Below are 19,623 nucleotides of genomic sequence, written 5' to 3' on the forward strand. Positions count from 1 at the left end.
CTCGTAGATTGAGTCTTCGTGCCCCCTCCTCGTCATGCCCTCCTTGCCACCATCGCGCTCGTCGTCGGTGGCTTCGCCATCGGCACGACCGAGTTCGTCACGATGGGCCTGTTGCCCGACATCGCCGAAGGCGTCTCCGTCTCGATCCCGACGGCGGGCCACAGCATTTCGGCGTATGCCGCGGGCGTCGTCGTGGGTGCCCCGCTCCTCGCGATGCTCGGGGCCACATGGCCGCGCAAGGCCCTGCTCATCGGGCTCACCGTCGCCTTCGTCATCGGCAACATCGGGACCGCCCTGGCCCCGGACTACAACTGGCTCCTCGTGGCTCGTTTCGTTGCAGGTATGCCGCACGGGGCCTTTTTCGGAGTGGCCGCACTTGTCGCTGTGGACCTGGCCGCGAAGGGTCAGGCGGGGCGCGCCGTCAGTCGCGTCATGCTCGGCATCCCGATCGCCAACGTTGCCGGCGTGCCGGGCGCGACCTGGCTCGGGCAGAACTATGGCTGGCGCACGGCCTACTGGCTCGTGGCCGTGCTCGGCCTCGTGACGATCGGCCTGCTCATCGCCTACATCCCGCACATCGAGCGCAACCTCGCGAGCACGATCAAGAGCGAGCTCAAGGGCTTCGCGACGACCCAGGTGGCGCTCACCCTCCTCGTCGGGGCGATCGGCTTCGGCGGCATGTTCGCGATGGCGAGCTACATCGCGCCGACGGTCACCGACGTCACCGGGCTCGACGCCAGCGCGGTCCCGATCTTCCTGCTTGCGGCCGGCATCGGTGGGCTCGTCGGCACCCCGCTCGCCGGTCGGTTGGCGGAGTGGTCGGTCCTGCGCTCCATCACCATCGGCTGCGTCGGCATGGGGATCAACCTCGTCGCGTTCGCCCTCACCGCCCAGTGGTGGCCGACGGCGATCTTCTTCTACTTCCTCTCGTCGGTGCTCGCCGGAATCCTCGTTGTCAACCTCCAGCTGCGGCTCATGCAGGTCGCCGGCCAGGCGCAGACCCTCGCCGCCGCCAGCAACCACGCCGCCCTCAACACCGCCAACGCACTCGGTGCGTGGCTCGGTGGCATCGTCATCGCCAACGGACTGGGCTACACCGCACCGAGCTGGGTGGGTGCCGGTCTGTCCGTCCTGGGCGCTGGCGTCCTCGGCCTGAGCCTGCTCAAGCACCGCGCCGACACCCGCCCTGCCACCGCCTGAGTCGATGACTCCCGTGCAGCCGAGTCGAATCGTGTCGTTGCTGCCGTCGACGACGGAGATCCTCTTCGCCATCGGCGCGGGTGACGCCGTCGTCGGGGTGACGTTCGAGTGTGACTACCCGGAGCAGGCTCGAAGCCGTCGGATCGTGTCGACATCGGCCATGCCAGAGGGGCTGTCGCCGGCTGGGATTGACGCGTTCGTCGTCGATGCGGTCACCCGTGGTGAGGACCTGTACCACCTGGACGCCGGAGCCCTGGCGGACCTCGATGCCGACCTCGTCGTGACCCAGGACCTGTGCGCGGTGTGTGCGATCGACGTGACGCTGGTGGACGAGGCTCTCGCCCATCTGGGGTGCACCGCGGACGTCCTGACCTTCGACCCACACACTCTCGATGAGGTGTTCGCCTCGATCGTGGAGCTGGGTCGGGCGACCGGCCACGAGGCGTCAGCGCAGGCGTTGGTCAGCGGGCAGCGCACGCGCCTCGACGCAGTGCGCTCGCGGGTGGCCGGGCGGCGCCGGCCCAGGGTGATGTTCCTCGAGTGGACCGACCCGCCGTATGCGCCGGGCCACTGGATCCCCGAGATGATCTCGATCGCTGGTGGTGAACCCGTGCTCGCCCGGCCGGGCGCGAAGTCGACCCGGGTGACGTGGGAGTCGATCGAGGCCGCCGCACCCGAGGTGTTCGTGGTCGCTCCCTGCGGATTCGACCGGTCGGGCGCCCAGGGCATCGCTGACGCGCTTGATCTGCCCGGGCTCGTGCACGCGGTCGACGCCGACGCGTCGTGGGCTCGGCCGGGCACCCGCCTCGTGGATGGTGTCGAGGAACTGGCGGCCCTCCTCCACGGTCCGGCCTCGGGCCTAGAGTTCGGGGCATGAGCGAACTCGTCACCACCCGCATCGAGAACGGCGTCGCCCACGTCGCCCTCAACCGTCCCGACAAGCTCAACGCGCTCACGCTCGACACCCTTGGCGAGCTCATCTCGACGGCGCAGCGGCTGAAGTCCGACCGCACCCTGCGCGCCGTGATCCTGTCCGGTGAGGGCGACGCGTTCTGCGCGGGCCTCGACTTCGGAACGGTCATGCGCGAGCCGAAGCGGGTCGCCGCGGCCTTCGCGCCCCGTCCGTGGCGCGGCACCAACCTCTTCCAGGAGGCCTGCTGGACCTGGCGCCGCCTGCCGGTCCCGGTCATCGCTGCGGTCCAGGGCCACTGCCTCGGCGGAGGCGTCCAGATCGCGCTCGCGGCGGACTTCCGCATCACCACCCCCGACGCCCGGTGGAGCGTCCTTGAGGCCAAGTGGGGCATCGTCCCCGACATGACCGGCATCAAGTCGCTCTCGCAGCAGGTCGGGATGGACGTGGCGAAGCGCCTCACGATGACGGGCGAGATGATCTCGGGCACCGAAGCGGTCCGGCTCGGCCTCGCGACGCAGGAGAACATCGACCCGTATGCCGGTGCGCTGGCTCTCGCGTCCGCCATCGCCGAGCGCTCCCCGGATTCCGTCGCCGCCACGAAGCGCCTCTTCAACCGGACCTGGTCCGCCAGTGACCGCCGCACCTTCCTGTGGGAGCGGCTCGAGCAGGCCCGCCTCCTCATGGGCGCCAACCACGCCGAGGCCCAGCGCGCGAACGCGGAACGTGAGGCACCGGCATACCAGCCTCGTGCCGGAATCAACCCGAGAGGCTGAGCGATGGCCAACGACGGCACGAAGACCCGGCACATCACCTGTGTGCTGTGCGAGGCGTCGTGTGGTCTCGAGGTGCAGGTGCGGGGGTCCGAGATCGTCAGCATCAAGGGCCATGCCGAGGACCCGCTGTCGCGCGGGCACATCTGCCCCAAGGGCGTTGCGCTGCAGGACCTCCACAACGATCCGGACCGGTTGCGTCGACCGGTCAAGCGCGTGGGCGACGACTGGGTGGAGGTCGAGTGGCCCGAGGCCATCGACCTGGCGGCCGAGCTGCTGGGCGGTGTGCAGGAGCGGCACGGTCGTGACGCCGTCGCGACCTATCTCGGCAATCCCAACGTGCACAGCATCGGTGCGCTGACTCACGGGACCGCGATCCCGCGGGCGCTGGGGAGCAAGCACGTCTTCAGTGCCACGAGTGTCGACCAGCTGCCGCACCACCTCGTGGCGTGGGCGATGTACGGCCACCAGTTCCTCCTGCCCGTGCCCGACATCGACCGCACGCGCCTGCTCGTCCTCGTCGGTACCAACCCGATGGCGTCGAACGGATCGCTGTGGACCGTGCCTGACTTCCCGGGGCGTTTGCGTGAGCTGCGTTCTCGCGGAGGGCGACTCGTCGTCCTCGATCCGCGTCGCACCGAGACGGCAGCCATGGCCGATGAACACCACTTCGTGCGGCCGGGGACCGACGCGACGCTGCTCCTGGCCCTCGTGCACGTGGTGCTCACCGAGGGACTGGCCCGGCCTGCTGCCTATGTCGATGACCTCAACGAGCTGGGGGTTGCGGTCGCGGACTTCACGCCCGAGCTCGCCGAGTCCGTGAGCGGCGTTGCGGCGAAGGCCATCCGCGATCTGGCGCGAGACGTTGCCGTGGGAAGGGCAGCAGTTCACGGGCGCATGGGGGTCTCGACCCAGGAGTTCGGGGTCGTGTGCCAGTGGGCGATCCAGTGCCTCATGGCGATCACCGGCAACCTCGACCGGCCCGGCGGAACGATGTTCACGTCCCCAGCGATCGACATCATCGAGCGTGGTCTCGTCGGTCGCGGACACCGTGGACGGACGACCTCCGGTGTTCGGGGACTGCCGGAGTTTGGCGGAGAGCTGCCGGTGTCGGTGCTCGCGGAGGAGATGGCAGGGCCGGCCCCCGCGATCCGCGGAATCATCACGGTGGCTGGCAACCCGGTGTCGTCGACCCCAGCAGGTGCCCGGCTCGCGGATCGTCTGGCCGAGCTCGAGGCCGTCGTGGCGATCGACCCCTACATCAACGAGACCACCCGGAACGCGCACGTCATCCTGCCGCCGACCGGACCACTCGAGCGCGACCACTACGACCTGATCTTCCACACGCTCGCCGTGCGCAACACCACTCGGTGGTCCTCGGCCCTCTTCCCTCGAGGCGCCGACCAACGGCACGACTGGGAGATCGCCCGCGACCTCGTGCTCGCGCTGGCGCGTCGCCGTGGTCGCCGACTCCCGCTCAAGCAGAGGATCCGCCTGGCGGCATCCCCGCGGCTGTCGATCGATGTCCTGCTCCGCAGCACCCGACGCGGGTTGTCGGTCCGCAAGCTGGCGCGCACTCCGGGTGGCGTGGACCTCGGACCCCTGGAACCACGCTTCCCCGATCGCCTTCGGACGCAGGACCATCGCATTGCCCTCACCCCGACCGTCCTCACCTCCGGGCTCGCCGCCCTGCGTGCCCGGCTGCCGGAGATGCGCGCCGCCGCATTGAGCGACGACCTCCTGCTCATCGGGCGGCGCCACCAACGCGACAACAACTCGTGGATGCACAACACGACGCGCCTCACCCGCGGCCGGCCGCGTCACCAGCTGCTCATGCACCCCGACGACCTTGCCGCCCGCGGCATCACGGACGGGTCGCTCGTCACGGTCGCCTCCGAGGTCTCGTCGCTCCAGGTCGAGGTCAAGTCCAGCGACGAGGTCATGCCGGGTGTCGTGTCACTGCCCCACGGCTACGGTCATCGCCGTCCCGGCGTGCGCCTGTCCAACGCCGTCGAGGTCCCCGGCGTGACGATGAATGACCTCACCGACCCGGCCCGAGTCGAAGGTGTGTCGGGCAACGCCGTGCTCAACGGCATACCCGTCGTTGTCACCCCGGCTGCGATGTCGGCGAAGCACTGACCTTCGCCCCTTCTTCGTTCCCCGCACGGACAAGGACGGGTGCATCTTCGTGCCCCGCACGGACATCGCGAACGGCTGACCGTCTCGGGCACAAAGACGCCGGACCTGCACGTACGCCATGCACCTTCGTCTTCGTGCCCCGCACGGACACAACCTCCGAGAGGGTCCCCTCTTCCGGCTAAGCGGACGCTCACCTAGGTTGGGGTCATGGACTTCTCATCGTCGGAGCGTTCTCTCGACCTGGCCCAACGCGTCAGGGACTTCATCGACACGGAGATCGAGCCGGCCGAGCGAGTCATCGCCGCCGACATCGCCGCCCGCCGAGCTGCCGGTGAGGACCCCTGGCCCGCGCACCCGCTCCTCGCGGAGCTGCAGGGCAAGGCGCGCGCACAGGGCCTGTGGAACCTTTTCCTCCCTGCCGGCCACGAGGGCCCGTATGCCGCGCAGTTCGGCACCGATGGCGGCACCGGTCTGTCGAACTCGGACTACGCACCCATCGCCGAGGCCATGGGCCGCTCGTTCTCGGCGCCGCTCGTCTTCAACTGCAATGCGCCCGACACCGGCAACATGGAGGTGCTGCTCAAGTACGGCACCGAGGAGCAGAAGTCGGAGTGGCTGGAACCGTTGCTGGACGGGCGGATCCGCAGCGCGTTCCTCATGACGGAGCCCGGCGTGGCGTCCTCCGACGCGACCAACATGGAGGCGACGGCCACCATCGACGGCGACGAAGTCGTCCTCAACGGCCGCAAGTGGTGGTCCACCGGAGTGGGCAACCCCGACTGCAAGGTCGCGATCTTCATGGGCGTCACCGACCCCGAGGCGTCGCGGCACGCACGCCACTCCATGGTCGTTGTCCCCTTCGACCACCCGGGGGTCAAGGTCGAGCGGATGCTGTCGGCGCTCGGCCACTACGACGAGCCGATCGGGCACGGCGAGGTCTCCCTCACCGACGTGCGACTCCCGGTCACCAACATCATTGCCGGACCCGGGCGAGCCTTCGAGATTGCCCAGGGACGGTTGGGGCCTGGGCGCGTCCACCACTGCATGCGCCTCATCGGGCTCGCCGAGCGCGCCCTGGAGCTGGCCTGCGAACGCGCCACGTCGCGCACGGCCTTCGGCAAGCCCATCGCCAACCTCGGCGGCAACCGCGAACGTCTCGCCCACGCGCGCATCGCCATCAACCAGGCCCGGCTGCTGGTGCTCCACGCCGCCTGGAAGCTCGACACGGTCGGCGGCCTCGGCGCGATGAGCGAGGTCAGCGAGATCAAGGTCGCTGTCCCGCAGATGGCGTGCGATGTCATCGACATGGCGATCCAGATCCACGGCGGCGCCGGCATGTCCGAGGACTTCCCGCTGTCGGCGGCCTACGCCAACGCCCGCTCACTGCGCCTCGCCGACGGCCCGGACGAGGTCCACCTCGGCGTCATCGCGCGCATCCTCCTTCACCCCTACGCAGAGAAGGCCAGCCGTTCATGAGCAGTCGCGTCCTCATCACCGGCGGGGCCTCTGGCCTCGGTCTGGCCCTGGCCAAGGCGTTCGCGGGTCGCGGGGACCAGGTCCTCGTCGTCGACCTCGCCGACACCAAGCCCGACTCCGTGCCCGGCGACATCGGCTACTTCCGGGTCGACGTCCGCAGCCAGCAGGACTGGGACGCCGCCCTCACCCACGTCCGTGACCTCTGGGGCGGGCTCGACGTCCTCGTCAACAACGCCGGGGTTGCCACCGGTGGGCGCATCGACGTCGAATCGATCTCCGACTGGGAGCGGGTCCTCGACATCAACCTGCTCGGTGTGGTCCGGGGCTGCCAGACGTTCACGCCGCTCTTCAAGGACCAGAAGTCCGGCCACATCGTCAACACTGCCTCGCTGGCCGGGCTCGTCCACGGCCCCGGCATGTCTTCCTACAATGCCGCCAAAGCCGCCGTGGTCGCGTTGTCCGAGACGCTCGGCTACGAGCTCGCACCGTGGAACATCCACGTCTCGGCCATCTGCCCTGCGTTCTTCAAGACCAACCTGCACGAGTCCCTGCAGGGCAAGGACACGGCGATGGAGGAGACGGCTCTCAAGCTCATCACCAAGGCCACCGCGACGGCAGACGAGATCGCGGCCATCGTGCTCAAGGGCATCGACAGCCACAAACGGATCATCCTCACCGACCGGTTGGGCCACCAGGCCTTCTGGACCAAGCGACTGGTGCGGCCGGCATACGACACAGCAATGAAGAAGGCCGGCCAACGGTTGGCGCGCAAGGTCCGAGATGCCTGACGCCTCGGCGCCATCGACCCCGAGCAACGCCGTCCCCGTTCGGGACGAAGACGCCTTCGACGTCGAGGCCCTCGCTGCCTGGCTGCGCGAGCACACGACCGACGAGCCCGGGCTCGACGCGACACCGCAGGTGCGGCAGTTCAAGGGTGGTGCGTCCAACCTCACCTACCTGCTGCGCTACCCGACCCGCGACCTCATCCTGCGACGCCCGCCCGGCGGGACCAAGGCCAAGGGCGCTCATGACATGCGCCGCGAGAGCGACATCCAGGCGTCGCTCGGTCACGTCTACGACCAGGTGCCGACGATCGTGGCCTACTGCGGTGACGAGTCGGTCATCGGCTCCGAGTTCTATGTCATGGAGCGACTCGTCGGGACGATCCTGCGTCGCGACATCCCGGCCTCACTGGGTCTGTCGCAGTGACGGACGTGAACCTGCTGTGCCACAACGGCTCTCGACACTCTCGTCGACCTTCACCGGGTCGATGTCGCAGCCGCTGGTCTCGACGGGTTGGGCAAGGGCGACGGCTACGTCGACCGTCAGGTCAAGGGCTGGTCGGCTCGCTACCGCAAGGCGCGCACCCCCAACGTCGGGTCCTTCGAGTCGGTCATGGAGTGGCTCGAGGCCAACCGCCCCGCCGACTCCGGCCAGGTCCTCATCCACAACGACTTCCGCTTCGACAACCTCGTCCTGGCCGAGGGCGACCCGACTCGCATCGTCGGTGTCCTCGACTGGGAGATGGCGACAGTCGGCGACCCGCTCATGGACCTCGGGGGAGCCATGGCCTACTGGGTCCAGGCGAGCGACGACCCGGTGGCCAGGGCGCTGCGGCTCCAGCCGACCCACACACCGGGGATGCTCACGCGCATCGAGGCGGTCCGTTACTACTGCGACCGCATGGGCATCCCGATGGACGCGGAGCGGTGGGCGTTCTACGAGGTGTTCGGGCTCTTCCGCCTCGCCGTCATCGCCCAGCAGATCTACCTGCGCACCTATCGCGGGGAGACGACGAACCCGCAGGCCAAGCGGATGCGCTGGTTCGTCCTCTACCTCGACCTGCGGTGTCGCGTGCTGCTGCGTCAGCACCGTCGAGCCGGTCGCCGATGAGCCGGATCATCCTCGTCCGCCACGGCCAGGCGTCATGGGGCAAGAAGGACTACGACAAGCTGTCGGACCTCGGGCACGAGCAGGCCAAGGTCGTGGGGCGTGAGCTCGCCGAACGCGGCATCGTCCCGACGCGAGTCATCAGCGGGTCGATGCGCCGTCAGCGTGACACGGCGGCCGACGTCGTCGCCGGCGCTGGGTGGGAGATCGAACCGGCGACCGACAGTGCGTGGAACGAGTACGGACACGCGGCGATCCTCACGGCATACAAACCGGCTTATCGGTCCCTCACGCTCATGAAGGCGGACCTGGCGCGAACTCTGCGCCCGCACAAGGCTTTTGACGAGATGTATGCCGTGGCCACCGAACGTTGGGTCGCGGGGGAGCACGCCGAGGAGTACGACGAACCGTTTGCCGACTTCGGTGAACGCGTCCTGTCCGGGCTGCCGCCTGTCGAGGAGAACCTCGGGCGCGGAGAGACCGTCGTCGTCGTCAGCTCCGCCGGAGCGATCTCCTGGGTGGCGGCGTCGTTGCTCGGTGGGGGCGCGCCCGTCTGGACGCAGCTGCAGCGAGTCATTGCGAACGCCTCGCTGACCACTCTGTCCGTGGGTGCGACTGGTCCCACCCTGCGCACGTTCAACGACACCTCCCACCTCGAACGCACCCCTGACCTGCTCACCACTCGCTGAGGAGAACCCTTTTCATGACCACCACCCTCATCACGGGCGCCAGCTCGGGCATCGGCGCCGAGATGGCCCGACAGCTCGCCGCCGCCGGCAACGACCTCGCGCTCTGTGCCCGTCGCACCGAGCGGCTGGACGAGCTCGCCGCAGAGATCACCGCTGCGCACCCCGGTCGCAAGGTCGCGGTCAAGGCGCTCGACGTCACCGACGACGACGCGGTCTTCCGCGTCTTCCGCGAGTTCGAGGATGAGCTCGGCGGCGTCGATCGCATCGTCGTCAACGCCGGTCTCGGCAAGGGAGCGCCCATCGGCGTCGGTGGCTATGCCGCCAACAAGGCAACCGCCATGACGAACTTCATCGGCGCGCTCGCCCAGTGCGAGGCGGCCATGGAGATCTTCCGCGCCAAGAAGCGCGGCCACCTCGTCGTCATCTCCTCGATGTCGGCCATGCGCGGGATGCCGAAGACCATCACGACGTATGCCGCGACCAAGGCCGGCGTTGCCGCCCTCGCCGAAGGGATCCGCTCCGAGATGCTCGGCAAGCCCGACCTCGACATCACCGTCACGACGATCTACCCCGGCTACATCCGTTCGGAGATGAACGAGAAGGTCGAGCAGCAGACCAAGTTCATGGTCGACACCGAGACGGGGGTGCGTGGCATCGTCGAGGCCATCGAGAAGGGCGTCGACTCGGCACGCGTCCCGGCCTGGCCGTGGAAGCCGCTCGGCACCGCCATGCGTCACCTGCCGCTGGGTGTCGTCCGCAAGCTCACCTGAGCTGGGCGAGGAGGGCGGCCTGGTCGTCGCGCTCTCCTTCTCGTGGGCGGCGGACCATGCGGGCGACCTCGGTGAGCCCGACGTCCGCGGCGAGGGCAGCGACCTCGTCGGCCGTGTAGAGGTAGCGCTCGAGTTCGATGTCGTGACCGAACTTGGCGTATGCCGCGGAGACGTCCTGCGTGCCCTGTCCCGACTGCAGCCCAATCACCAAGTGGCCGCCGGGCCTGAGGACGCGCGCGACCTCCGCAAAGATCTGTGGCTGGCCCTGCGGGGGCGTGTGGATCGCGGAGTACCAGACCATGACGCCGGCGAAGGTGTCGTCGGGGAAGGGGAGATCGGTGAGCGAGGCCACCGAGAACCCCAGGTCCGGGTGGTCGCGCCGGGCCATCTCCACCATGCCGGGCGAGAGGTCGACGCCTTGGACCTCGCACCCACGGTCGGCGAGATAGCGGCTCATCCGCCCGGCGCCACAGCCCGCATCGAGCACCGGCCCCGGATCGCCCGTGTCGGTCACCGCAGCCGCGAAGGCATCGACCATGGCGCGGTCCAGCGGTGACTCAGCGCTGGCGTCGGTGAAGTGGCCGGCATAGGTCCCCGCCACCGTGTCGTAGGCACGCTGCACGCCGGGCTGGCCGAGGTCATCAGAGAGAGAAGGCACGGGCCCGATGCTGCCACTACCGTGGATCGATGACGCTGGACGAGATCGACGCCTTCGCCACCTCACTGCCGGGGTGCAAACGCAAGGGCCATCCGGGGCGCGTGGCCTGGTATGTCGATGACCGGCTCGTCGTGCGCCAGGACGAGCCGGGCACAGTCCTCGTCCGTGTCGGGTTCGACGACCGCGAAAGGCTGCTCGCGGCATACCCGGAAACGTTTGGAGTCCCGCCGCGCTGGGAGGCGCACCTGAAGGTCCAGGCCGACCTCGACGGCGACAGCGCCGCCATCTGTGAGGCGATCCGGCTTGCGTGGGCCTCCCAGCGCCGCGGCTGAGACTCTCGTCAGGCGTCGATCGTCGACATGTCGCCGTAGCGCGCGCCGACGACGGCGTCACGCGGCACGGCCGTCGCGAGGGCCTCGAGGTCGGCGGCGGTCAGCTCGATCGACGCGGCGCCGACGTTCTCCTCGAGATAGCTGATCCGCTTGGTCCCGGGGATCGGCGCAATGTCGTTGCCCTGAGCCAGAACCCACGCGAGGGCGAGCTGCCCGGCGGTCACGCCCTTGCTCTCGGCGAGTTCGCGCACCTTCGCGACGAGCGCGAGGTTGGCCTTGAGGGCTTCGCCCTGAAAACGCGGGAAGTATGCCGTGAGTCGCGAGTCGTTCGCCTCGAGGTCCGCTTCGGCCGTGATCGCACCCGTGAGGATGCCTCGACCGAGCGGCGAGTAGGGGACGAGGCCGATGCCGAGCTCACGGATCGTCGGCAGGATCTCGTCCTCGACGTCGCGGGTGAAGAGCGAGTACTCGGTCTGGAGTGCGGTGATCGGGTGGACGGCGTGGGCCCGACGGATGGTCTCGGGCGACGCCTCGGAGAGGCCGAGGTGGCGGACCTTGCCCGCCGCGACGAGCTCGGCCATGGCGCCGACGGTCTCCTCGATGGGGACGCTCTTGTCGACGCGGTGCTGGTAGTAGAGGTCGAGGTGGTCGACGCCCAGACGCTGGAGCGACGCGTCGGCGGCACTGTGCACGTAGTCGGGCCGACCGTTGACGCCGATCCGGGTGCCGTCCTCGGCGCGCTCGTTGCCGAACTTCGTCGCAAGGACGACCTCGTCCCGACGGTCGGCGATGGCCTTGCCGACGAGCCGCTCGTTGGTGAACGGGCCGTACATGTCGGCGGTGTCGAGGAAGGTGACGCCGAGGTCGAGGGCGCGGTGGATGGTCGCGATGCCCGTCGCTTCGTCGCCGGTGCCGTAGAACTCGGACATGCCCATGCAGCCCAGCCCGAGGGCTGAGACGGAGAGGGCGGCAGGGCCGGTGCCGAGGGTTCGGGTGGGGATCTTCTCGTTCGTGGTCATGACATCGAGTGAACGTCTTCGAGTGCGCTCGAAGTCAAGACTCATCCAAGGACAGACGACTCTTCGCGCGCTGCTACTGGTCGATGCCTTCAAGTGCGCACTGCCGGTAGAGGCCGATCTTGTGGTCGATGGCGCCCAGGTGCTCGGTCACCTCGGTCAGCTGGGCCAGGACGCGGGCGCGGTGGGCCTGCAGGAGCTCCAACCGGGCGGCCTCGTTGCCGGGACCGGCCTGGCACAGCTCGGCGTACTCCTTGACCTCCCGGATCGACATGCCGGTGGCGCGAAGCCGCGTCAGCATCGTCACCCAGCGCAGGTCGGCCTCGGCGTAGACCCGGTGGCCCGAGCTCGAACGCGGCACCTCGCGCAGCATCAGGCCATCGCGTTCGTAGTAGCGCAAGGTGTGGGCCGTGAGCCCCGTCTGCTCCGAGGCCTCGGCGATCGTCAGTCCGGCAGGTGGTGCGGTGATGGTCACCCGGCCATCATCAGCCTTCGAGTGCACTCCACGTCAAGGCGCTCAGAGGTGCTGGTGCATGACGTGCAGGCCGACGCGCCCGTGGCCGCGGCTGTCGAACGCCTCGGGCACGGTCCCGATGATGGTGAAGCCCAGGTCCTGCCACAGGGCCACGGCCGCGACGTTGGTCTCGACGACGGCGTTGAACTGCATCGCGGCGTAGCCCTGTTCGCGAGCCCAGGCGAGCACCCACTCGCCGAGCGCGCGCCCCACACCGTGTCCGCGCGCGGCCGACGACACCATGAACGACGCAGTCGCCACGTGCGACCCGCGACCGGGTCGGTTGGGTCCGCTCTTCGCCGACCCGAGGACCACACCCGACTCGTCGACCGCCACGACGGTCACACCGGGCGGGGACTCGAGCCACCAGCCCCGGGCCTCGTCGATCGAGAGTCCGACGGGAAAGGCGTAGGTCTCACCAGCCTCGATGACCTCGGTGAACGTCGGGAAGAACTCGACCCAGTCGTCCTCGGCGATCTCGCGGATGACCGTGCGACTCGTGCGACTCATGCGGCTCCAGCTGTCACGGTTCGTGGCTCGTCGCGCAGCCCGTGGACCAGCAGGGCGAGGGCGGCGGTGTAGGTCGACAACACGATGCCGGAGACGACGGCTCGCTGTCGCGGGGATTTCGCCACGTGCTCACCGACGATGATGGCCGCGTCGGACATGAGGAAGAGCCCTCCGCCCAGGGCCACGGACCGGCGCCGGCGCGGACTGCCGCCGTCGCTCATCGACAGGGTGGCCATCGACCCGAGCAGCAGCCCGTAGCCGGTGAGCACGGGGTCCGGCTCACCCATCGCGCTCAGCTCCAGTGCCGCGAGCCCGGCCATGACACCGCCCGCGGCTGCCGTGGCCCTGGCGCGAGGGCGCACCCCGTCCGTGAGCAGCAGCTTGATCAGTCCGGTCTGTTGGACCGCGAAGGCACTGGCACCGACGCGCATCAGCTGCCGGCGGGCATCGCTGTGGGGCGGCGCGACGTCGGAGCGGTTCATGAACCAGTCGCCCACCGCCGAACCGAACAGTGCCATGGCGAGAGTGGCCGTGCGGGCGGTGGAACGGTCCGTGCGAGTGGCGACCACACCTCCGGCGAGGGTGGGAGCGAGCAACATCTTGGTCACGAGGTGGGCCCGTGGTCGTCCCGTCACCGCCGCAGCAGTCGTCGTCACCGCGAGGGGAACGTAGGCGAGCAGGTCAGCCCGTCGACGCACCCTCGCGGCCAAGGTCATCGACGCGTGGTCGTGAACTCGAAGTCGAAGCCTTCCAAGCGGGAGACCAGGGCATCGCCGAGTGCGACCGACGGCGTGAGCACGCCAGCGCGAGAAGGCAGTTCGTCGAGCACCAGGGCCAGGCCCGTCTGGCCCAGCATGATGGCGGTGCCCGAGTAGCCGGGGTCGTAGGGCGCCGCGACCTTGGCGCGGTAGTCGGCACCGGTCGTCGTGGTCGTCACGATCTCGAACGCGAAACGACCCTTGGCCATCGACTCCTCGGACGGACCTTCGCCGGGCTTGGGCAGAACCCGGTCGAGCACCGAGCGGGTCGGAGCCGTCGACATGCCGGCGAAGAGACCGCCCAGGACCGCGGAGGTCAGACCGGCCTTGACCGCGCCCATGGGGCCGCGCCCGGTGTCCATGACCTCGTCGTAGCGGAACTCGCGACCATAGGAGTAGTCGCTCAAAGCGTTGCTGCGACGCACGATGCGCGTGTTGAACGACGCCATGAAGAACGGCGCGACCCAACGCTTCGTGACCTCGTCGAAGCGCGTGCCCGACGCCGCCTGCACCTTGGCGACGGCGCCCGCGACACCGGTGGGCTGCGCGCCGGCGGGGCGGTTGCGCGACGGCGGCTCGGCGTCACGGTCAGGGCTGAGGCCATAGGGGTCGGTCACGGCGCGGCGCCGCGTCTTGTCGGCGCCGGACTCGATCGCCTGCTGGCGCATGGAGTCGATGGTCCCGCCGCTGACGCCACCGCGAAGGGTGCGCACGTGGGTCAGGGTCTCGCCCAGGGTGCCCTCGCCGTCAGCAGCCACACCCTGCGCGAGCTTCCACACGCCGAGGTCCGACGGGATGGAGTCGAAGCCGCACGAGTGGACGATCTTGGCGCCGGTCCGCTCCGCCTCGGCGTGGTTGGCATCGATGCTGTCCCGGACGAAGAGGACCTCGCCGGTCAGGTCCGCGTAGTGGGTGCCGGCGGCAGCGCAAGCGGAGGCGAGCGGCATACCCAATTTTGCGTAGGGACCCACGGTGGTGACCACGACGTGGGTGCGGCCGGCGAGGTCGACGACGGCGGCCGAGTCGGTCGTGTCGACGACCACGAGCGGCCAGTCGGCGGCAGCCCCCGGCAGGGAAGCGCGCACCTGCGCCAGACGGGACTCGGAGCGGCCAGCGAGGGCGATCCGCACCGTGGGTGGCGCGTGCTCCGCGAGGTGGGCGGCGGTCAGGCGGCCGACGAAACCGGTGGCGCCGACAAGGACGAGGTCGAACTCACGCGTGGTGCTCATCCACCGAATCTAGGCGATGACGCACACCCTCCGGTGACGGGTGCGGATCGCGACGACCCACGGTGCTGAGTTCACCCTTTGGGGTGTGCCCGGCTCTGGACGCAGTGGTTAGACAGGACCTACCGGCTCCGACAGGCGCCAGCACACACATGGAGGTACGCGATGACGCAGAACCCGACCAGTGGCACCAACCCCGAAGAGAACCTCTCCGACCTCGGACAGGCACCCGTGGGCACCTCGGGCGAGACGGAAGGCCCCGCCGACAGTGGCGCGGACCAGCCGGCCGTTCCCGGTGAGCACGATGGCGGCGCTGATGGTGGCGCCGATGACGCAGAGGGCCCGGCCGACAGTGGCGCGGACCAGCCGGCTGTTCCCGGTGAGCACGATGGTGGCGCCGACGGCGGGGCCGACGGCTCTCAGTGACCGCATCGCCTGAGAACCCGCGGTCGCAGAGTGATCTCTCGACCGCGGGTTCTCCTGCGCTGACGCGGCTCGTGGGTATGCCGGCCGCAGACTTCGCGTCCGACGTCTGGTCGCGCTCGCCCCACCTGGCCCGCGCGGGGAGGCTGCCGCGTGACTTCGCCGACCTCTTCAGCGCGGACGCCGTGGATGAGCTCGTGGCTCACCGTGGGCTGCGGACTCCCTTTGCGCGGATGGCCCGAGACGGGACGACGCTGCCGGATGGGCAGTTCACCCTCGGTGGTGGGGTGGGCGCAGGGATCACGGACCAGCTGAGTGAGGACCGCATCCTGCGTGAGTTCGCCGCGGGCGCGACGCTGGTGCTCCAGGCGCTCCACCGGACCTGGGCACCGATCCAGACCTTCGCGGCCGACCTGTCCGATGACCTCGGTCACCCGGTCCAGGTCAATGCCTATGTCACCCCACCGCAGAACCAGGGCTTCGCCGATCACTACGACGTCCACGACGTCTTCGTCCTGCAGATCGCCGGGGAAAAGCGGTGGCGCATCCGGCCCCCCGTCCTTGAGGCACCACTGCGTGACCAGCCGTGGGAGCAGCACCGCGCCGCCGTTGAGCAGGCGGCCACAGCCGAGCCACTCCTCGAGGAGACCCTGCGCCCCGGCGACTGCCTCTATCTCCCACGCGGCTACCTCCACTCGGCCACCGCCCTCGGCGGGACGAGCATCCACCTGACCATGGGGGTCCACACCTGGACCCGGCGTCACCTCGTGGATGCCCTGCTCGCGGGCATCGGTGCTCGGGTCAGCGACGACGTCGAGGCGCGGCGGTCCCTGCCGCTGCGTGCCGGGACCGGCCAGTCGTCCGAGCTCGCGATCGACGACGACGCCGAGATCGTCCGGTCGCTGGTGGCCAAGGCGCTCAGCGACCTCAGCATGGGCGAGCTGCTCGACACCCTCCGGCCCGCTGTTCGCGGCGCCCGTCGGGCCGAGCCCTTCGCGGTGCTCCGTCAGGCCGAGAGGGTGGGCGATGACCGGACGACGTGGCGGGCTCGTCGGGGCCTGGCCGCCCACTGGGAGGACGACCTCGACGGGGCCGTGCTGGTCAGCCGGGTGGGCCGCCTGCGCGTGACGAACGACGAACGGGACGCGGTCGCGGAGGTGCTGGACGGCATACGCCATCCGGCAGACCTCGACGAGGAGCTGAGGCGCCGACTCGCCGTCGCAGGCCTGCTGGTCCCGGCCGATGGCCCCGCCGAGGCCGAGCGACCGTAAGCGCACCGCAAGGTCCACGCGAGACACGGTGCCCCCGAACGCTGGCAGGGTCGACGGCATGAGGATCGTCGTCACGGGTGGGGCTGGGTTCATTGGTGGCGCCGTCGTGCGTGCCCTCCTCGAGGAGTCGCACGACGTGGTCGTCCTCGACTCGCTGCGGCCCGACGTCCACCGGGACGGGGGAGACGCGGCACGCGCCCGACTGGGGGCGCAGGGCGTCCGGATCGTCGAGGGCGATGTCCGCGACGTGACCCTGGTGCGGCAGCACGTCCACGGGGCAGACGCCGTGGTCCACCTCGCCGCCAAGGTGGGGCTCGGGGTGGACCTTGACGACATGGACGACTACGTCTCGTGCAATGCGGTGGGCACGGCCATGGTCCTGCGCGCCTGTCACGACGCCGGGGTGACGCGCCTCGTGCAGGCGAGCTCGATGGTCGTCTACGGCGAGGGTGCCTACGAGTGCGAGGAGCACGGGCCGGTGGCGCCGCCGCCGCGCGATGAGCAGCGCCTCGCCGCAGGGCTGTTCGAGCCTGACTGCCCCCACTGTGGGGCTGACCTCGTGCCGCATCTCGTCGCCGAGGACGCCGTGATGGACCCACGCAACACGTATGCCGCGACGAAGGTCACCCAGGAGCAGCTCGCCGCGGTATGGGCGCGCGAGACGGGGGCGAGCGCCACGTCCCTGCGACTGCACAACGTCTACGGACCGGGTATGCCGCGGTCCACTCCCTATGCCGGCGTCGCCGCAATCTTCTGGTCGGCCTCCACGAGCGGGCAGCCGCCGCAGGTGTTCGAGGACGGCGGCCAGCGCCGTGACTTCGTGCACGTCGACGACATCGCCTCGGCCTTCGTTGCGGCAGTGCAGAGCGAAGGTGCCTCGGGCGCGGCAGGTGAGCACACGGCATACAACGTGGGGTCCGGAGTCGTGCACACCGTCGGTGACCTCGCCACGGAACTGGCCCTGCTCGCGGGTGGTCCGTCGCCCGTGGTGACCGGCCGCTACCGACTCGGCGACGTCCGCCACATCACGGCCTCGAGCGACCGCGCCCGGCGTGAGCTGGGCTGGACCGCAACGGTTCCCTTCACCCAGGGTCTGAGCGGGCTCTCGTTCAGCTGACCCGCTCGGCAGCAGGCAGGGCCACCTCGAAGCAGCACCCGCCCTCGACGTTGACGACCGAGATCGACCCGGCGTGCGACTCGGCGATGCCCTTGGCGATGGCGAGTCCCAGTCCAGCGCCGGCGTCGGCGCCACTGCGTTCGGGGTCGGCTCGCCACCCTGCCTCAAAGACACGGTGCAGGTCGGGCTCGGCGATCCCGCCGCACTCGTCGAGCACCGAGACCTGGGTGCGGCCGTCAGGGCTGCGCTCGGCCCGGACGATGACCGAACCTCCCGGGGCGGTGTGGCGGACGGCGTTGCCGACGAGGTTGCCCAGCAGGCGGGTGAGCTCGTCCCCGTTGCCGGTGACGGCGAGCCGGTCGTCGTCGCCGCGGGTCTGGAGCCGGAGGTCGACCTCGCGCTGTTGGGCGTGCTGCTCGAGCTCACCGACGACGTCGTGGGCCACCTCGACGAGACTGACGAGCGCGGTGTCGTCCTGGGTGCGTGCCTCGGCCGAGCTCACCCGGGACAGCTCGAAGAGGTCGCCGACGAGGCCGTCGAGCCGGGTCACCGTCTGACGCATCTGGCGCAGGGCGGGTTCGGGTTCGATGACCTTGTCCTCGAGGCCCTCCGCCAGGGCGCGCAGGCCAGCCAAAGGCGTGCGCAGGTCATGGGACATGAAGGCGACGAGCTCGCGCCGGGAGCGTTCCAGGGCGCGTTCGCGTTGCTCGGACGCGGCGAGGCGGCCGCGGGTGGTGTCGAGCTCGCGCCACAGGTCGGAGAGCTCGGACGAGACCGAAGCGCCCCTGCTGGCGTCCAGGCCCGAGACTCCGTCGCCGAGGGTGCGCAGGGAGTCGACGAGGGCCGTTGAACCCGCGGCCACCTGACGACCGAGGACGAGCGAGAGCAGGATGCCGATGAGCCCGGCGAGGCCCAGCGCCACGAGGACCACCGTCGAGTCGTGGGTGGAGATGAACATGCGCTGCACGTTGACGAAGACCGCGAGCGAGACCGCGACCAACGGGACGAGCGACGCGACGACGACGAGGACCATCGTGGACCGACCGCGCAGTCCCGACAGGGCCATTGCCCCCGCACCTCCTGCAATCAGGCAGACGAGGGTGGTGACGGCGATGATCTGCTGCATGTCGCTCATGGCTGCTCCTCGGGGTCCCCGAACCGGTAACCAGCGCCACGCACGGTGACGATGCGCTGCGGGTCGGACGGGTCGGTCTCGATCTTCTCTCGCACGCGGCGCACGTGGACGGTGACCGTCGAGGTGTCGCCGAAGTCCCAGCCCCAGACGCGCCGCATGAGCTGTTCCTTGGTGAACGTCAGGCCCGGATGGGCGATGAGATAGGCGAGCAGGTCGAACTCGCGGGTCGTCAGCTCCACGCCGCGACCATCGACGGTGGCGGTGCGAGACCCGGTGTCGACGCGCACGCCCAGACGCTCGGTGACCTTGGGCAGCAGGGTGACGGCGCCGAGTCGCTCGGCCCGTCGGAGCAGCGCCTCGACGCGGCCGAGGGCTTCGCGCGGACTGAACGGCTTGACCATGTAGTCGTCGGCGCCCAGCTCCAGCCCGAGGAGCCGGTCGTCCTCCTCGCCTCGCGCACTCAGCACGATGACGGCAGCGTGGTCGTCCTCCGCGCGGCGGCGTCGCAGCACCTCGAGGCCGGACATGAGGGGAAGCATGACGTCGAGGATGACGACGTCGGGCCGGCGCTCCCGCCAGGCCTGCAGGGCGGTCAAGCCGTCGGCGGCGAGCACCGGCTCGAATCCGGCCCGCCGCAGATAGGCGGACAGGACGCTCGAGACGGTGGGATCGTCCTCGACGACCAGCACGGTTGCGACCACCTTCGCAGCGTATGCCGGTGAGTCGCCCCGGGCGCCCGTCTTGCCCTCTCGTGGGGTCACCGTAAGGGTCTCGTCATCTGCAGGCGGCTCGGGGCGGGGGCGGTGAGCCCTAGCG

The 19,623-nt window shown here is 69.8% G+C and carries 20 protein-coding genes and 1 pseudogene; 13 read left to right on the forward strand and 8 right to left on the reverse strand.

The genetic code is table 11. The annotated features are described in order from the left end of the window. Positions 1-18 precede the first annotated feature (18 nt). The 9 genes and pseudogenes from JNB_RS14360 to JNB_RS14400 all read left to right on the forward strand — a co-directional run bounded on the left by JNB_RS14360 (position 19) and on the right by JNB_RS14400 (position 9,847). Positions 19-1,200 (forward strand): MFS transporter, encoded by a 1,182-nt coding sequence (locus tag JNB_RS14360; RefSeq protein ID WP_009777221.1) that lies wholly within the window; start codon positions 19-21, stop codon positions 1,198-1,200. 4 nt (positions 1,201-1,204) lie between these two features. Further along, the gene (locus JNB_RS14365; protein ID WP_009777222.1) at positions 1,205-2,077 is read left to right on the forward strand and encodes a cobalamin-binding protein; all 873 of its coding nucleotides are present in this window, start codon (positions 1,205-1,207) and stop codon (positions 2,075-2,077) included. After that, positions 2,074-2,886, forward strand: coding sequence for a crotonase/enoyl-CoA hydratase family protein (locus JNB_RS14370; protein WP_009777223.1), 813 nt, complete (start codon positions 2,074-2,076; stop codon positions 2,884-2,886). Before JNB_RS14365 ends, JNB_RS14370 begins: the two co-directional genes overlap by 4 nt. Before the next feature lie 3 nt (positions 2,887-2,889). Next, positions 2,890-5,022, forward strand: a complete 2,133-nt coding sequence (locus tag JNB_RS14375) for a molybdopterin-dependent oxidoreductase (protein WP_009777224.1) — start codon at positions 2,890-2,892, stop codon at positions 5,020-5,022. 207 nt (positions 5,023-5,229) lie between these two features. Beyond that, the gene (locus JNB_RS14380; protein ID WP_009777225.1) at positions 5,230-6,498 is read left to right on the forward strand and encodes an acyl-CoA dehydrogenase family protein; all 1,269 of its coding nucleotides are present in this window, start codon (positions 5,230-5,232) and stop codon (positions 6,496-6,498) included. Further along, a complete protein-coding gene (locus JNB_RS14385; protein WP_009777226.1) occupies positions 6,495-7,286 on the forward strand; it encodes an SDR family NAD(P)-dependent oxidoreductase in 792 nt (263 codons plus the stop codon). The genes JNB_RS14380 and JNB_RS14385 overlap by 4 nt, the downstream gene beginning before the upstream one ends. Continuing rightward, positions 7,279-8,391 (forward strand): annotated as a pseudogene (locus tag JNB_RS14390) (phosphotransferase family protein). The gene JNB_RS14385 and the pseudogene JNB_RS14390 overlap by 8 nt, the downstream one beginning before the upstream one ends. Beyond that, positions 8,388-9,077, forward strand: coding sequence for a histidine phosphatase family protein (locus JNB_RS14395; RefSeq protein WP_009777229.1), 690 nt, complete (start codon positions 8,388-8,390; stop codon positions 9,075-9,077). Before JNB_RS14390 ends, JNB_RS14395 begins: the two are co-directional and overlap by 4 nt. 14 nt (positions 9,078-9,091) lie before the next feature. Next, on the forward strand, positions 9,092-9,847 hold the full coding sequence (locus JNB_RS14400) for an SDR family oxidoreductase (protein WP_009777230.1): 756 nt from the start codon (positions 9,092-9,094) through the stop codon (positions 9,845-9,847). Here the strand turns inward: JNB_RS14400 and JNB_RS14405 are convergent. Next, complete coding sequence (locus JNB_RS14405) at positions 9,840-10,505, reverse strand: class I SAM-dependent methyltransferase (RefSeq protein WP_237700661.1); 666 nt, start codon at positions 10,503-10,505, stop codon at positions 9,840-9,842. The genes JNB_RS14400 and JNB_RS14405 overlap by 8 nt on opposite strands. A gap of 29 nt (positions 10,506-10,534) precedes the next feature. Between JNB_RS14405 and JNB_RS14410 the strand changes: the two genes are divergently transcribed. After that, the gene (locus JNB_RS14410) at positions 10,535-10,837 is read left to right on the forward strand and encodes a hypothetical protein (protein ID WP_009777232.1); all 303 of its coding nucleotides are present in this window, start codon (positions 10,535-10,537) and stop codon (positions 10,835-10,837) included. A gap of 8 nt (positions 10,838-10,845) precedes the next feature. On the opposite strand, the gene JNB_RS14415 is transcribed toward JNB_RS14410, so the two are convergent. From JNB_RS14415 to JNB_RS14435, 5 genes are all read right to left on the reverse strand, one after another. Then, positions 10,846-11,856: an aldo/keto reductase gene (locus JNB_RS14415; RefSeq protein ID WP_009777233.1), complete on the reverse strand. Its 1,011-nt coding sequence runs from the start codon at positions 11,854-11,856 to the stop codon at positions 10,846-10,848. Positions 11,857-11,929: 73 nt separating this feature from the next. Then, a complete protein-coding gene (locus tag JNB_RS14420; protein ID WP_050766625.1) occupies positions 11,930-12,328 on the reverse strand; it encodes a MerR family transcriptional regulator in 399 nt (132 codons plus the stop codon). Between the two features lie 42 nt (positions 12,329-12,370). Then, complete coding sequence (locus JNB_RS14425) at positions 12,371-12,877, reverse strand: GNAT family N-acetyltransferase (RefSeq protein ID WP_009777235.1); 507 nt, start codon at positions 12,875-12,877, stop codon at positions 12,371-12,373. Next, a complete protein-coding gene (locus JNB_RS14430; protein ID WP_009777236.1) occupies positions 12,874-13,593 on the reverse strand; it encodes a lysoplasmalogenase family protein in 720 nt (239 codons plus the stop codon). The genes JNB_RS14425 and JNB_RS14430 overlap by 4 nt, the downstream gene beginning before the upstream one ends. Continuing rightward, positions 13,590-14,864: a trans-acting enoyl reductase family protein gene (locus tag JNB_RS14435; protein WP_009777237.1), complete on the reverse strand. Its 1,275-nt coding sequence runs from the start codon at positions 14,862-14,864 to the stop codon at positions 13,590-13,592. The genes JNB_RS14430 and JNB_RS14435 overlap by 4 nt, the downstream gene beginning before the upstream one ends. Before the next feature lie 162 nt (positions 14,865-15,026). Here JNB_RS14435 and JNB_RS14440 point away from each other — a divergent pair, with 162 nt between their 5' ends. From JNB_RS14440 to JNB_RS14450, 3 genes are read left to right on the forward strand one after another with little or no spacing between them, the layout of a single operon-like run. Then, positions 15,027-15,287: a hypothetical protein gene (locus JNB_RS14440; RefSeq protein ID WP_009777238.1), complete on the forward strand. Its 261-nt coding sequence runs from the start codon at positions 15,027-15,029 to the stop codon at positions 15,285-15,287. Further along, positions 15,284-16,555 (forward strand): cupin domain-containing protein, encoded by a 1,272-nt coding sequence (locus tag JNB_RS14445; protein ID WP_237700662.1) that lies wholly within the window; start codon positions 15,284-15,286, stop codon positions 16,553-16,555. The genes JNB_RS14440 and JNB_RS14445 overlap by 4 nt, the downstream gene beginning before the upstream one ends. Before the next feature lie 58 nt (positions 16,556-16,613). Continuing rightward, complete coding sequence (locus JNB_RS14450) at positions 16,614-17,672, forward strand: NAD(P)-dependent oxidoreductase (protein ID WP_009777240.1); 1,059 nt, start codon at positions 16,614-16,616, stop codon at positions 17,670-17,672. Here the strand turns inward: JNB_RS14450 and JNB_RS14455 are convergent. Together JNB_RS14455 and JNB_RS14460 are read right to left on the reverse strand one after the other, a co-directional pair. Beyond that, on the reverse strand, positions 17,665-18,807 hold the full coding sequence (locus JNB_RS14455) for a cell wall metabolism sensor histidine kinase WalK (protein ID WP_009777241.1): 1,143 nt from the start codon (positions 18,805-18,807) through the stop codon (positions 17,665-17,667). The genes JNB_RS14450 and JNB_RS14455 overlap by 8 nt on opposite strands. Beyond that, positions 18,804-19,568 carry a response regulator transcription factor gene (locus JNB_RS14460; RefSeq protein ID WP_009777242.1) on the reverse strand — a complete coding sequence of 255 codons (765 nt, stop codon included), beginning with the start codon at positions 19,566-19,568 and terminating at the stop codon, positions 18,804-18,806. Before JNB_RS14460 ends, JNB_RS14455 begins: the two co-directional genes overlap by 4 nt. Between the last annotated feature and the right edge of the window lie 55 nt (positions 19,569-19,623).

The sequence above is a fragment of the Janibacter sp. HTCC2649 genome (genome assembly GCF_000152705.1).
Taxonomy (GTDB): domain Bacteria; phylum Actinomycetota; class Actinomycetes; order Actinomycetales; family Dermatophilaceae; genus Knoellia.

Bases quoted from the DNA above. Each gene is read 5' to 3' on its own strand.
- JNB_RS14380 (WP_009777225.1), top strand. From the start codon at position 5,230: ATGGACTTCTCATCGTCGGAGCGTTCTCTCGACCTGGCCCAACGCGTC.
- JNB_RS14400 (WP_009777230.1), top strand. From the start codon at position 9,092: ATGACCACCACCCTCATCACGGGCGCCAGCTCGGGCATCGGCGCCGAG.
- JNB_RS14395 (WP_009777229.1), top strand. From the start codon at position 8,388: ATGAGCCGGATCATCCTCGTCCGCCACGGCCAGGCGTCATGGGGCAAG.
- JNB_RS14410 (WP_009777232.1), top strand. From the start codon at position 10,535: ATGACGCTGGACGAGATCGACGCCTTCGCCACCTCACTGCCGGGGTGC.
- JNB_RS14425 (WP_009777235.1), bottom strand. From the start codon at position 12,877: ATGAGTCGCACGAGTCGCACGGTCATCCGCGAGATCGCCGAGGACGAC.
- JNB_RS14415 (WP_009777233.1), bottom strand. From the start codon at position 11,856: ATGACCACGAACGAGAAGATCCCCACCCGAACCCTCGGCACCGGCCCT.
- JNB_RS14375 (WP_009777224.1), top strand. From the start codon at position 2,890: ATGGCCAACGACGGCACGAAGACCCGGCACATCACCTGTGTGCTGTGC.
- JNB_RS14430 (WP_009777236.1), bottom strand. From the start codon at position 13,593: ATGACCTTGGCCGCGAGGGTGCGTCGACGGGCTGACCTGCTCGCCTAC.
- JNB_RS14455 (WP_009777241.1), bottom strand. From the start codon at position 18,807: ATGAGCGACATGCAGCAGATCATCGCCGTCACCACCCTCGTCTGCCTG.
- JNB_RS14440 (WP_009777238.1), top strand. From the start codon at position 15,027: ATGACGCAGAACCCGACCAGTGGCACCAACCCCGAAGAGAACCTCTCC.
- JNB_RS14450 (WP_009777240.1), top strand. From the start codon at position 16,614: ATGAGGATCGTCGTCACGGGTGGGGCTGGGTTCATTGGTGGCGCCGTC.
- JNB_RS14385 (WP_009777226.1), top strand. From the start codon at position 6,495: ATGAGCAGTCGCGTCCTCATCACCGGCGGGGCCTCTGGCCTCGGTCTG.
- JNB_RS14370 (WP_009777223.1), top strand. From the start codon at position 2,074: ATGAGCGAACTCGTCACCACCCGCATCGAGAACGGCGTCGCCCACGTC.
- JNB_RS14365 (WP_009777222.1), top strand. From the start codon at position 1,205: ATGACTCCCGTGCAGCCGAGTCGAATCGTGTCGTTGCTGCCGTCGACG.
- JNB_RS14435 (WP_009777237.1), bottom strand. From the start codon at position 14,864: ATGAGCACCACGCGTGAGTTCGACCTCGTCCTTGTCGGCGCCACCGGT.